At 41.2% G+C, this 13924-nt stretch carries 11 protein-coding genes; 5 read left to right on the top strand and 6 right to left on the bottom strand.

Annotated elements, in window-relative coordinates; all coding sequences use genetic code 11:
* Nucleotides 1–218: 218 nt before the first annotated feature.
* Nucleotides 219–1916 carry a SpoIID/LytB domain-containing protein gene (locus V7K45_RS06160; protein ID WP_335001407.1) on the bottom strand — a complete coding sequence of 566 codons (1698 nt, stop codon included), beginning with the start codon at nucleotides 1914–1916 and terminating at the stop codon, nucleotides 219–221.
* Nucleotides 1917–2031: 115 nt separating this feature from the next.
* On the opposite strand from V7K45_RS06160, the gene V7K45_RS06155 reads away from it, so the two are divergent.
* From V7K45_RS06155 to V7K45_RS06140, 4 genes are all read left to right on the top strand, one after another.
* Nucleotides 2032–2295 carry a sulfiredoxin gene (locus V7K45_RS06155; protein WP_334839454.1) on the top strand — a complete coding sequence of 88 codons (264 nt, stop codon included), beginning with the start codon at nucleotides 2032–2034 and terminating at the stop codon, nucleotides 2293–2295.
* Nucleotides 2296–2401: 106 nt separating this feature from the next.
* Nucleotides 2402–2893, top strand: a complete 492-nt coding sequence (locus tag V7K45_RS06150) for a Dps family protein (protein ID WP_289799395.1) — start codon at nucleotides 2402–2404, stop codon at nucleotides 2891–2893.
* A gap of 117 nt (nucleotides 2894–3010) precedes the next feature.
* The gene (grpE, locus tag V7K45_RS06145) at nucleotides 3011–3676 is read left to right on the top strand and encodes a nucleotide exchange factor GrpE (RefSeq protein ID WP_335001405.1); all 666 of its coding nucleotides are present in this window, start codon (nucleotides 3011–3013) and stop codon (nucleotides 3674–3676) included.
* Between the two features lie 849 nt (nucleotides 3677–4525).
* Entirely contained in the window at nucleotides 4526–4852 is a 327-nt protein-coding gene (locus V7K45_RS06140; protein WP_322668277.1) for an STAS domain-containing protein, read from the top strand.
* Here the strand turns inward: V7K45_RS06140 and V7K45_RS06135 are convergent, their stop codons facing one another.
* The 5 genes from V7K45_RS06135 to V7K45_RS06115 form a co-directional block, all read right to left on the bottom strand.
* Nucleotides 4853–5989: a PP2C family protein-serine/threonine phosphatase gene (locus tag V7K45_RS06135; protein ID WP_335001402.1), complete on the bottom strand. Its 1137-nt coding sequence runs from the start codon at nucleotides 5987–5989 to the stop codon at nucleotides 4853–4855.
* Nucleotides 5990–6348: 359 nt separating this feature from the next.
* Nucleotides 6349–7116 carry a DUF1350 family protein gene (locus tag V7K45_RS06130; protein WP_335001400.1) on the bottom strand — a complete coding sequence of 256 codons (768 nt, stop codon included), beginning with the start codon at nucleotides 7114–7116 and terminating at the stop codon, nucleotides 6349–6351.
* A gap of 237 nt (nucleotides 7117–7353) precedes the next feature.
* On the bottom strand, nucleotides 7354–8073 hold the full coding sequence (locus tag V7K45_RS06125) for a hypothetical protein (RefSeq protein WP_335001398.1): 720 nt from the start codon (nucleotides 8071–8073) through the stop codon (nucleotides 7354–7356).
* Between the two features lie 397 nt (nucleotides 8074–8470).
* Nucleotides 8471–9823 carry a pentapeptide repeat-containing protein gene (locus V7K45_RS06120; RefSeq protein WP_335001396.1) on the bottom strand — a complete coding sequence of 451 codons (1353 nt, stop codon included), beginning with the start codon at nucleotides 9821–9823 and terminating at the stop codon, nucleotides 8471–8473.
* Between the two features lie 415 nt (nucleotides 9824–10238).
* Nucleotides 10239–11600: a DUF3370 domain-containing protein gene (locus V7K45_RS06115; RefSeq protein ID WP_335001394.1), complete on the bottom strand. Its 1362-nt coding sequence runs from the start codon at nucleotides 11598–11600 to the stop codon at nucleotides 10239–10241.
* Between the two features lie 167 nt (nucleotides 11601–11767).
* Here V7K45_RS06115 and V7K45_RS06110 point away from each other — a divergent pair, with 167 nt between their 5' ends.
* Nucleotides 11768–13780, top strand: a complete 2013-nt coding sequence (locus V7K45_RS06110; RefSeq protein WP_335001391.1) for a S9 family peptidase — start codon at nucleotides 11768–11770, stop codon at nucleotides 13778–13780.
* The last annotated feature ends 144 nt before the right edge of the window (nucleotides 13781–13924 follow it).

Below are 13924 nucleotides of genomic sequence, written 5' to 3'. Positions count from 1 at the left end.
AAATACAAACAGTATATCTAGAGTTAACACCCTTGCAATGCAATGCCGTGTGTCCTCTGAAGGCGACTTTGACAAAAAGTCCAATTTTTTCATGGGCAGGAACACAGTAAATCTTGTGTTCCTGCTTATATTTTTTAAGTATGGAGTTTCCTGTCTATTTTTTGCCTCTTCTTAACTCCCGACTCCTAGCGAAAGATGCAACTTGAATGTTAATAAGCTTAAAGCTTAGTCTCTTTGTTGAGAATTTTAATCTGAGTCCCAGGATAGTAAAATTGGAGAATTTTTGGACTTGACCAACCTAGTTTAGCTAAATTTTGAGCGCCAGTTTGACTCAAGCCGACTCCATGTCCTAATCCACCACCAATAAAAGCGTATCCCCAGAGTTCTGTTTTGCCTTTGTTCAGGGGTTCGATATAAAAAAGCGTACTTATAGGGGCGGCAAAAGCACTACGAACTTCATCTTTGTGCAAAATAAAGGTACTGTGATCGGTTTTAACCGCAAGTTCCAGGATACGTCCACTGTGGCTGCGCTCCACTACTGCCATAGCCTGAATTGTCTTAAATTTGGCATGGGGACTGTTTTTCACTTGTAAAAACTTCTGCAAGTCTTTGATAATATCTTTTAAAGGCGTTTCCTTATGCCAACGAAACATATCCCACTTGCTTTCATTAAATCCTTGTTGCGTATTAATAAATTTCTGGAAATTCTTTTCATCTGCTAAATTCTGCTTAGACAAGTCCCAAAAATTAGTCGGAGCATCCAGTACAGGGCGTAGATAGGGACGATCTTCGCCATTCCAGACATCGCTAAAGGAAGCAGTAACGCCACCAGTGGTAGAAGAATACAGGGCGTCTACGAGTTCATTTTTATAAGTTAGTACTTTACCCTTAGTTGAGGCGATCGCCTGGTCTGTTTTAGCAGCTGCTCCTTTCAGCCCATAATAAACTTGGCAATGAGTATCTGCACACAACTGATAGTTATCTGCGGCAAACCTACGTAAATTTCTCAAGGCATAAGTCCGAGCAAGAATTGCCTGGGCTTCCAGCGCCGCTTTTGGTGCATCTATTCCTATTTCGTAAGGTACAACCCCACGCAAATAAGTTTCTAAAGGTACTTGGTTAACGAGAGTGTATGTCCCATAAGCGTTTGGCTGCAAATTCAGTCGGCCGGCATAAAGACGAGCATTTTCTGGTTTCTCGCTTTTATTTACCCGAATTAAGTTTTTATCAGTGCTAATTTCCAAGTTATTTTGGCTATAGCGATTACCATCCACCACCCAACTCACTCGCGGCACTTGCTTTAAAACTCTAGTATCAAGATATACTTTTTCTTGGGTAGAAGCTTGGATGTTTTGTAATAACAAGCGTCGCAGTAAAGGGGTGCTGTAAACATCTCGTTTTGCCCAGACCTGCCAACGTTCTGGCTGGGCTATTTCCACTTCCATTCCCTGAGAACGCCATTTATTAGCACTGTCTTCCGCAGTTTCAAAAGTGCGGTATGTGCCCAAAACTACTACTTCTTCGACTGCTGACTGGGGTAAAGCTTGCATGACTGTTTCCAGCTTTACAGGATTTTTCGTAAACAGGATTTGCTGCTTATTGCCCACTTGAAATTTTAGCTTTAAGCGATCGCCTTTTATGGGTTCCAGTTGCAGCTTGGCTGTGGCTTCGGCGCCAAATCGCTGCACAATCCCAATTTTCAGTTCTATATCCTGGATGTTGCTCTCAGGCCCTGATGCAGCAGTCAGTCCCAATAAACAAAATGTTGTAAGCACAGCGTGGGGAAAACGCCAAAATGAAAATTTCATGGCTACCTGATAGGGAAGCGATAGCGAGTACTCAAGCGTCTTCTGCCCCTTAATGCGTCGTTGGAGCTGATTTTCCAATTGCTTTGTAGCGCGGTTTTTTTGTCGCATGAATGCTCCAATGATACCATTACCAATTTTGCCCTAAACACTAGTTGCAAAACGAAGTCATAATGACTATGATTTATTTAGAGACAAAAAACAGAACTAGTTGGATAAACTCTTTATGGTTAGAGTCCAAGAAATTCCATTAAATCAGATAAAACGGCCATTGCCCCGTACAAACGATCCAAAAAAAGTACAAGCCTTAATGGAATCGATTGCGGAGATTGGGCAGCAAGAACCTATTGATGTCCTAGAAGTAGATGGACAATATTATGGCTTTTCTGGTTGCCATCGGTATGAAGCTTGCCAGCGTTTAGGCAAAGAAACCGTTTTAGCCAGAGTTCGTAAAGCACCCCGTAGCGTTTTGAAGATGCACTTGGCATAGAGAATGGGAGTGGGGAGATCGGGGGACAAGGGGACAAGGAGAATAATTAATGCCCAATGCCCAATTTCCAATCCCCCATTACATATAACCTAATTAGGAGAAAATTATGTCATCGAAAGTAACAGTCAAAAATGTAAATATCGGCATTGACGAGGCCAGTAGGGCTAAAATTGCCGATGGTCTATCTCACCTGTTAGCTGACACTTATACACTGTATCTAAAAACTCATAACTTCCATTGGAATGTAACGGGGCCGATGTTTCAAACATTGCATTTGATGTTTGAGACCCAGTATACAGAATTAGCCTTAGCAGTTGATTTAATAGCCGAAAGAATTAGAGCGCTTGGCTATCCTGCACCAGGAACCTACAGCGAATATGCCAAACTAAGTTCGATTCCAGAAACTCCCGGAGTTCCTAAAGCTGTGGAGATGATTCGCGAACTTGTGGAAGGACAAGAAGCTGTAGTCAGAACTGCACGGTCTATTTTCCCCGTGATAGAGGAAGTTAACGACGAACCTACCGCCGATTTATTGACTCAACGGATGCAAGTACACGAAAAGACAGCTTGGATGTTGAGAAGTTTACTGGAAGAATAGGAATTAGGGAATAGGGAATGGGGCATTGGGCATTGGGAATAGGGAATAGAGAAAAAACTTAATCGCGAATACCCATACCCGATCCCCAATACCCAGTCCCCAATTACCCAGTAACCAATGCCCAATCCCCAATCCCCAATGCTCCATTCCCAAAAGTTGCAAGATTTAATGCAACAGGTAGGTATTTCTAGTTTTAAAAAGCTGAGTCGCGCTGCTGGTGTCTCAGAGCGTCAACTTTTACGCTTACGCCAAGGAAAGTTAGAGCAGATGCGGGTAGATGTGCTGCTTAAGCTTTCGCCAGTGCTACAGATGCCATTGAATGAATTAATCGCAACTTTTTCAACCGTAGAGTTATTACAAGAGAAAACAGCGCCTACTCAGGAATTGTTACAAGAAATTACAGATTTAAGAAGAGAGTACGATCGCTCGCAGCTGCAATTAGAACAACAGCGAGAAATATTATTACAAGAACTCCAGCAGTCGAGTTTGCAACTGCTGGAGTCTTTATTATTGCAATGGCCAACAGCAGCACAGAAAGCGCAGGAGAATCCCCAGCTAGCAGCAGTCAAAATAGTACCCTTGGTGCAGAAACCTCTGGAAAAGCTGTTACAGGCGTGGGGAGTGGAAGCGATCGCCCCTGTGGGAGCAGAATTACCTTACGATCCCCAACTGCACCAATTGCTGGAGGGAACAGCACAACCTGGAGAAACAGTCAAAGTACGCTACACTGGCTACCTTCAAGGTGAAAAGCTGCTTCACAGAGCCAAAGTGAGTCCTGTTTGAGGGCGCGAGCGATTAATCGCGTCTGTACAGGAGTAACAAATTCATAACTCTTTACTTTTTGTATTATTTGTCGATGAATGACAGATATTGGGAATACTAAAATAGCAGAGGCGATCGCCTTGAGAAAACTTCTTTTAAAGCCTTGGTGTCGGTTCTAGCTTGCTTGGCGCTGTTGAAACCTAAATTTTTGGCTCTAGAGCGGTAGTCCAGAGGTAAATTCTTTCAATTATGTAAGTAATTGGACATAAATAAATGTAGATCCTAGTTACTATCATAAATACTCACGGAGGAAAAGCTGCTGCTAGACCAGGTTTAGCTATACGTAAGTGTAGCTCAGACTGTTTGAATTTTAAATTGCTTAATGACAGCTACGATGGTGAGATTTATTGGAGAATCTCAGTTTTGCAAAAATCTTTGGTAAATAATCTGAAAAGCAGTAACTTCAGCTTGTATATAAGTAAGTATATATTTAAATCGATAAGATGCAAATAAGTCGGCATCAAAAAATCAACATATATGATAGAACATCAAATCAACGAACAGCTTATCAATTGGTCACTATAACATTTTCACAAACCTAAATATACCAGTTGTTTATCATGCGAGCTTACTTAACTGGTTGATTTATAGTTGGTCTATTTATAGTAAAAAAACTATACTTAATTGAGCTAACAATTTTTTTAATTACAAAAAAATAGATTCAAATTTTTATAATTAATCTTTCTCTATCCTGATTAATTATTAATGATTACTCAATCTCTAATCTTAAATTTTATTTTACAAGCATTTTTAAATGTTATATAATAGCGAAATCAGAGTATTATTTACATAAGTCAGAGTGACATAATTATGAGAGAACAAGTAAAAGTTATTAAGCTCAGTGGTAATTTGAATGCCACAACTTCACAAGACTTTCGGCAAAATATCACAGATATTCTAGAAAGTGGTGCGAAAATTGTGTTAGTTGATTTTAAAGATGTAACGTTTATGGATAGTTCGGGTTTGGGAGCTTTAGTATTAGCTTTTAAAACCTTGCGAGCCGCAGATACTAAGCTTGTTCTCTGCTCAATTAATGAACAAGTTAGGATATTATTTGAACTGACGAATATGGATAAAGTCTTTGAAATCTTTCCCAGCCAAGATGCATTTAATCAGGTTTTAGTCTCTAACACGTAATTAATCAAACTTCATTTGCAAAATAGATAAATCATCATCAAAAGCATCTTTGGAGTTCAGAGCTATTAAATAACTGAGCACGCGATCGAGTTGGCTATCAACAGGATCTTGTAAGCTAACCAGTAGCTGAATAAAAGCATCCAAACTCCAAAGTGTGCCGTCTGATTTAGTTATTTCATAAGCGCCATCACTAAAAATATAAAGGGTACTGAATTTTTCAATATTGCAAAACCCATCAACATATTTTGCCTCTGGAAACATGCCAACTGGCATACCAGGGGTTTTTAGGAGTTGAACTTCAGACTTTCTCGGAGATGTGCCGGTTACTAAAACTGCTGGTGGATGACCTGCGCTAGCATAAATTAACTGGCGGTTGATTCGGTTGTAAACTCCGTACCAAATCGTAAAGTACTTGTCATTTTGATAATTCATCTGAAAAGTGTCATTTAAAGCCTTCAATACATCACTAGGTTGATAGTAATCGAGACCTTTGAGCGCACGGGAACGCAGCAGATTCAGCACTGAAACAGAAGGAAGAGTAGCTTTGAGTCCATGTCCGGCAGTATCGAGTAAGTAAATTGCCAGATAGTCATCATCGAGCCAATAGTAATCGAAACAGTCACCGCCGAGTTGTCGTGAGGGAATAAATCGGAAATTTATATTGAAGGGTTCAGTCATAGAAAGAGGTAGGAGCGATCGCACATATTCTGCTGCTTCTGACATTTCTGATTCTAGAAGCAACTTTTGAGCCTGCAAATCTCTACTCAACTGATGCAGGCGTAATCCTGCTCTTACCCGTGCTTGTAATTCATTATGCTCAATAGGTTTAGAGATAAAATCATCAGCACCAGCGTCTAGACCTTTGACGCAATCGGCAACGGAATCTAAGGATGTTAATAAAATAAAGAATGTAGTGAAAAATTTGGGGTCTGTCTTAATCTGGTGGCAAACTTCCAGACCATTCAATCCCGGCATGATCCAATCACAAATAATTAGTGCTGGACGATAAACTAGTGCCTTTTCTATTCCTTCCTCGCCGCTACTGGCAGTAACTACTTCATAACCCTGTTTTTCCAACATCCTTTTCAGGAGTATTTTGATTGAATGGTCATCATCAATTATTAATATTTGAAACATATAAATTTCTTGAAAACACTCATTAATAATTTTTTTTCAAAATAAAATATGATGTAAGCTAATAAGCTAGTAGTATCAATATAGAGATGCTGCTATAACGCTGATCGTACCTTGCGGATACTGTTTCTCTCAAGGGGGAGACGCTAGTGCGAACGGAGAACTCTTAAAGTAGTCGCTACATGTCTATGTATGCAATATACTTTGATTCCTCTCTCTTAAAAAGAAAGAGAGAGTACCCTTCGTTGTAGCAACAGGCTTAAGGATTTGAGGATTTGGTCTTGATTAAACTCAAATTAAAAGCACTATAACTCATTTCTATTTACTCATCGAATTTACGACTATTTAACAGTCATAAAATATTATGGCGTTCCCAAAGGATTTAGCCATAAAAGAATGTTGCTTTTTAACTGGTTTAAGTCGCGGTATGCTTCTTGTTTAAACCATTGCCCTAAAGCGTCAAAGGGGGTAAAAGATGTTCCCGTTTGCCATTTTATATCTTGACCTAAAGGTGTTGTATGATTTCCTGGTAACGTTTGTGCTGTCACCATATCATCAAAACGTTCTTGTAAGATTTTGGTTAAAGCTGCCGATTGATCGATGGTATCATTACTAAATTTTATTAATAAATTGCGCCGGATATTGTAATTTTCTTGGACAAGTTTGTTAGTTTCCAACGGTGAGGGGGTAAATTCGATCGCAAAAGTAGAATTGAACTGCTCTACTAGAGGGATAGCTTCTTTAGCGGCGTAGTTGTTGAAGGATATTAAAATATTCCCTGCACGTTCTACTTTAAACAAGCTACCAATCAGCAAGTGGAGTTTACAGCCCATACTGTGTCCAACACCGTAGATAGGGAAGTAAAGCTTGCGTAATGCCCCAGAATCATGCAATCGTTCGAGGGTGCGGTCAAAGTTTAACAGCACGGATTTTGCGATCGCAGTATGATCCAATGTATTGACGAAAGGTGTAGCAATTATAACGTAGCCTTTACTTGCCAGTTGTTCGAGTAACCAGCGATAAGTGATGTGCGGTGCAGTGGCGACAAATGCACCTCCTAAAAAATGAACGATACCTATGGGATTTCGGGGAATGATTACCCAGTTCCCTCTAATTTCTTTCCAGTCCATACGGATAAGCGATCGCTTGACGATTATTCTTTATGTTAGACCGGGGATTGCAACCGTGGGAAAGATTATGGAAAAAAGCCATTGAGAATATTTTACTAGCAGATTGGAAGCCAACTCACCCAACAACCTCTATGGATTTATCAGTAGCATCTACGCTTTCTCTAACTCTGACTCAGTACCGAGTGAATTTACGAGTACTTTCTAAATTCCTATTACAAAACTTAATTACAAATTATCTTAACGTTGAGTCTGTAATCTTTTCATTTCGTATTGCACATCTAATGCAATTTGTAAGGCTTCATTGAGTAACCTTCCATGTTCAGTAGCTTCTTCTGTTACTTGCATAGCTGTTAAAGTTGCCAAATTGTTGACAAATAGTTCTGTATTACTGAGGATAAAATTCTTATTTTCTCTCAAAATCCTTTCTGTTTTCAAAGCGCGAACTAAATCAGCTTTGGTGAGTTGAAGTGCTTCGATTACATCCTCCCTTCCCTTTATAATCACTTCTGGATTACCAGCTTCTTCTATTTGGTCATTGATATCTATAACTCTAATAACAGTATTATATCTATTCACCTCGTTTAACAGGATTTGCAGAGATTTTGTCATATTAGCTTTAACAAGCTTACTTTTACTTTTCCAGATAAAATATAAGATACTTTGCGTCAGACCACCAACCCAAAGTCCTAAGAACATTAATAATATCCATGAGGGAATTGTTATCCACGTTACAAAAATTTTAATAAATATATCGAATAAAATATAGATAAAAATAAATGTAGAAAATCCAATGAAAACCACAGTCGCTCCTTCAGAGCTTTGAAGTTTTTGTATATATACATTTACTAATCTCTTGAGAGGATTTGTAATGATTAGAAGTTTCTCATTGACAGGTAAATTAGTCAGCTTTTGCAGATCGTTCTGACTAATTTCCAATCCCTGTAAATCATCCCGCACAGCTTTTAAACCCTTGCCAGAATAGTTATTTAATCTAATATAGCAATCTAATTTCTAGAATGCTGACATTTTGTCTAAACTTTTTCAAGCAAATTAATACTTGTAGGCAATGTAAATAATGTTTGTACAATATGATACTCTTTAGTCAGGATAACTATCTACTCCTAAATTCAGAATTTAAGAATAAAACATGCTTTATACGTGGGTAACAGACTTAGCTTGTGTACCTCATAAAGCACCCAACATTGAATCATCGAATTTACTACAAAAAGAGGTAAGGGAGAGGTTGCATTGGTAGCCTCACTCATCATGATTATCATTAATATTGTTTGTATATTTTATTTTCTGGAAGTCCCTAATAGGTAGTTTTACTCCTGAATTCTAAATTCTGCTGTGACTATCTTCCCAACTTATTAGTAATACCTTCACAACCACCAGGAATAGTACCTCTAGTTTTTTCGCCACCCCAAGTGCAACAGTAGTTACGTGTAGACTCAGACATCCGTTGTACGTTGCTGAAATCGGCATTTTCTACCACAGCGCCGGTTTGTTCGCCGGTTTCATAATTTGGTGGTTCAGTGCGACTGCGGGGTGAGGCGTTATCTACGACACCATAGAATAGGCGAATCCCGTTGATGTCAGCATCATTGAGATTCGCACCATATAAAATTGTACGGGAGAGGTTGGCTTTTACTAAATCGCAACCGCTCAGATTGGCGCGGACAAGATTAGCTTCGCTGAGGTCAGTCCAACGTAAATCAGTACCAGAAAGGTCGGCCGCAGCTAGCATTACGCCTAAATCGATGACGCGCACACCTTCGAGGCGGTCTTCTGCATATCCGCCAGTACCGTCGAGAATGGCTCGACCTAATAAGCGATCGCGTTTTAGGGGTGACAGTAACTTGGAACGTGACAAAAAACGGAGAATTTTCGCTTTCCCACTACCATCGACACTACTTAAAATTGCCGCAGTGCGTCCTTCAGCGATCGCTCTTTCTTGGGGCCAATCTTCTAATAATCCTTCTTCATCTAATACCAAGTCTGAAACGCCTTGGAAGTATGAATCAATTGTCTGTTGCTGGGTGATGATATTTTGCTGAACTGTTAGCAGGTTTTGCTGAATTGTCAAGTCTTTGGAAATAACATATTGTCGCCATGCTACGTAAACGGCGATGATAGCGATGAGAATTTGCCCCAAAGCGCCAAACCAATCAGCGAGGGTTCCAGCAATGTCCCAGTTAATTTGGCGTCCTAAAAGCAGCAAGCGATCGCCTACACCTGTGAACCTGATCGTGCCGATAATGGCTACTAGTAATCCCAAAAAAGCCACAAACAGAGTGCGTTCTTGAGGTGAAAACCATTCGTCTAAAACTTCTTGCAACCAAGGCAATAATATTGCAAGGGATAGCAGCAAAGCCATCAGCGTTCCGATAATGCCGACGATCCAGTTATTAAGGATAATTCCAATGAAGGTGGTGGCGATCGCGATTAGAGTAATCAGCAATGCCCTGGGCTTAACTGTGAATTGTTTGGTAGTGTGGTGCTTGACTTCCGAACGAGCTTGTTGTAATGCAGTTGTATATTGCGGAGATTTTAAAGACGCGATCGCCGCTAGAGCTTGTGGTGTTGCTAGTACTTCTGAGTTTAGGTTCTTCTGGGCTGCACCACCATCAAAGTCATTTGGTTGCGAATCGTTTTCGGGTTCTGGTTCTGGGGTTGGTAGATTAGAGGAATTGGATTCAATCGTCATGTTTTCTATTTTGCCCCAGTAGATTAAGAACAACATCTGTTTTATCAGAAATTGCACTCAACTCAAGACTTGTATTCCATACAATACTTCTTGGGTTTTGGGGAAAAGGAAAAAGGTTAAAGGGGAAGGGGAAAATACAAAACCTTTACCCTTTCCCCACCCCTTATCCCCAGAGGGAACCCCACCTTCCCCTTTTCCCGACTTCTGCAAGAAGTCTAATGTCTTTCATGCAAGAATTTTGTTAACGCAGCACTAGCGAGTCTATATATAGCAGGAGGCAGGAGGCAGGAGGCAGAAGGCAGGAGGTAAAAACCTTGCTATTCCTGAGATTTACGCTTGGCAACTGCTATATTCCTACGTCGAGACAAGCTACGCTGGGCGTCTCTTAGACACGATCGTTTTTAATTTTAAATTGTTAATTTTGGTCTACAGTTTGAATTGTCAACATTTGAGGGGGCGTAGCATCAGGTGGGTAGAGAAAATCCACTTCTAACAGTCGGTGCTGGCCAGGGGATATTTTTAATTGAGCAAGTGGTTCTCCCATCTGTCCTCCTTGTTGAACTAAATGCCAGTATTGAGTTCTGGATAAGCCACGATCGTCATTGTAGCGAATACGAACTGTGCCTCGGAAAAAGACAGATGGCTCAGGTGGTGAAAAAAAGCGAAGCCCTGGTTTACTTAACTCATCTTCTTTGATAGGCGTTTGGAAAAGTACATTTATAGTTTGCGGCTTATCAGTATTGTTAAATAATGGTAGAGAGATGTTGTATTCAATACCGTAGTTGCCGTGAGCTTCGTAAGCAGTACCAGGATAACGCGCTACGAGTTTAGCAGTTTGGTTTTGTCCAGTACCCATTTTGCCAGCCAAGAGAGTACTTAAACCGTAAGAAAAAGCTTGTCCTGATTCGGGAATTGTCAGGTATGAACTATTAGAGTCGGTAACTTGTGCTTGCCAACGAGAGCCAACAGCTACTCCCGCTACCCGTCCGTAAATTTCTGTTGCCCCTGCAAGCTTATCTGGAGGACTGGGAGCCGGTTCGCGGGGCCCTGCAAAATCGCCATTTTCTAATAAATTCTCCCATTCTTCTAAAGTAGGCGCTCGTTCGCTACCATCGGGATTGGGTTTGGCAAACATGGCCAGGTTCGCCAGATAAACAGGACGATCGCTATACAAACGTAACAAAGTAGAACGTCCATTCAATGGCGGCGTTAAAGTCCGCACGGGAATTGGATGATTCATTAACATCCGGCTTTGTTTGGGTGGAATTACCAACTGGGCTGGCCATCCTTGTCGTTTGGCTCGCAGCACATCATTCATTACGCGATCGCCAGGCCCAGCATAAATGTTTCCCGAATTATTTGACAGCATGGGAGGCAGCTTGACAAAAGGTGCATCAGGTTGACTCACATAACTAGCTGCTTGCAAAATGTTGACAGTTGCAGGGCGATCGCTGGGATTGTAAACAATCACTCCCAAATAAAGAGTCCGCAAATCATTTGGTGTCTCAATCGCTCTAGCAATATGGTGAGAAAATAAATCAAACCTTCCCTGAAATGGAAAGTTTAGGTGGGCGCTGGGCACTCTTTTGCCTTGAGGAGGAAATGTAGACAGCAGAATTCCTTCACTCTTAACTACTTCTGGATTATTACTGTTAAATACTGGTACTTCGTCAAGATGTCCTGTTAAAGGTCTTGTTTGTTGGGGAATGAAAATTTCCTGTGGTGCTGGAGAAGGCGATGCTTGAGCCAAAAACAAATAGGAAATAAAATTAAGCATTTATTCAAAAAGCAATTTATCGCTGAAGTTAAGAATACAGCATACTTAACCTCCCCCCAAGCGTGACAAATTAGAAGAGGCTGTTTGTAAAATAAAGTTGCAAGTAACATCCAGCAAAGTGACTAACAGATGTAAGATAAGCGTCCTTGCTAATTTTGACAACAAACATGAAAAAGTTTAGGGAACTGGCATTAGCTTGTAGTGCGATCGCTGCTTTGATAGGTACGAGTCTCAAGGTTCAAGCAACGTCCAAGCGGCTGATTACCCTAGACGATATGTCTGCTATCCACCAAGTCAGCGAACCGCAAATTTCTAGCGATGGAGCCTGGATAGCCTATACGGTCAAGAGTACTGATATCAATAATGATTCTGTTAACAAGCATATTTATATGACTTCGTGGGATGGCTCCCGCACCCTAAAATTAACTAACAGCAAAGATAGCGAAAGTTCTCCTCGTTTCAGTCCTGATGGAAAGTATCTGACCTTTCTCTCCAGTCGTCAGTCCGACAGTGAAGACAATCAAATTTGGCTGCTGAACCTTGCCGGTGGAGAAGCAGAAAAGATTTCAGATTTTCCAGGAGGCGTTTCTGATTTTGTTTGGTCGCCCGATGGCAAACAACTGGCTGTAATCGCCGACGATCCACCCCAAAAAACTTTCAACGAACAAAAGACGGCACAGCCAATTGTCATTGATCGCTTTCAATTTCAGGAAGACGGCGTTGGATATCTTGGAAAAAGTCGCGAACACCTCTACCTGTTTGACTTAGCAACCCACAAAGCAGATATTCTAACGCCAGGTGAGTTTAATGAGTATTTGCCCAGTTGGTCTCCAGATGGAAAAAAGATTGCTTTTGTCAGCAAGCGCGGTGCTGATTTCGATCGGCATAACAATTGGGATGTCTACACAATCAACGCCCAACCAGGAGCAAAAGTACATCAAATAACTACCAATGAAGTCCCCGATTGCGATCCCTCCTGGGGTAGCCGACCTGTTTGGAGTCCAGATGGGAAGTTAATAGCCTATCTACAAGGAGGCCCTCAAAAGCTAATTGAGTACGCTGTTTACCATCTTGCCGTTATTCCAGCAGCAGGAGGTACTCCACGTCTGTTAACAGCAAAACTCGATCGCAATGTTGTTAAGCCACGCTTTACATCTGATGGCAAATCAATTCTGTTTTTGCTGGAAGACGATGGCAATGTTCACCTAGCAAAAGTACCAGTAGCAGGCGGTAAAATAGAGCGATTGCTAGCTGGACGCAGAAATATCAGCGCTTTTGACTTAGGGAGTGACGACAAGATTGCCTTGTTATCCTCAATGCCGCAGCAGCCAAGTGAGGTTTTTGCCTTCAAAGGCACTGAACTGCGTTCAATATCGCACCAAAACCAGGAATTGCTTGTCCAACTTCGATTAGGAACGACGGAAGAAATTAGTTTCAAGAGTAAAGATGGCACCCAAATCCACGGTTTCTTAGTCAAACCACCGAATTTTCAACCAGGAAAGAAATACCCAACACTCCTTCAACTTCACGGTGGCCCAGTTGGGCAGTACACAAACCAGTTTATGTATGACTGGCAGCTGTTTGCAGCAAAAGGTTATGTTGTCATTGCAGTTAATCCACGGGGTAGTTCGGGACGGGGTGAAGCGTTCTCGAAGGCTATTTACGCTGACTGGGGAAATAAAGATGTTCAAGATGTCCTTGCTGCTGTTGACTACGTTGAAGCACAAGGAATAGCCGATCCATCTCGGTTGGGAATAGGTGGATGGAGTTACGGTGGTATGTTAACAAACTATACGATTGCCCAAGATACCCGTTTCAAAGCTGCGGTAAGTGGAGCTAGTATTTCTAATATTTTGGCAGGATACGGTACTGACGAGTATGTTTATGACTACGAACAGGAATTGGGCGTGCCGTGGAAAAACCTCAATACTTGGCTAAGAGTTTCTTTTCCATTTCTGCACGCCGACCGAATTGTGACACCAACACTATTTCTGGGTGGCGATCGCGATGCTGAGGTTCCGTTGCACAACTCCGAACAGATGTATGAAGCACTCAAAAGTTTAGGGGTTGATACTCAATTGATTATTTATCCCGATCAATCCCACGATATTAGCAAGCCAACTTACCTGCGCGATCGCCTACAACGCTATCTTAATTGGTATAGCAAGCATGGATTGTAAGTATAAATAGATACATTTGACGAACTTCACAAATTATACCATTTTGAAAAATGATTGCGACAGATGGATTCACACCAAGTCAGACGCACCAAGGCAATTCCCAATCCAAAATCGTTCGACTGAGCGCAGCCGAAGTCTAAAATC

The sequence above is a fragment of the Nostoc sp. genome (assembly GCF_036917375.1).
GTDB lineage: Bacteria > Cyanobacteriota > Cyanobacteriia > Cyanobacteriales > Nostocaceae > Nostoc.
This window is presented reverse-complemented; position numbering and strand designations above follow the sequence as displayed.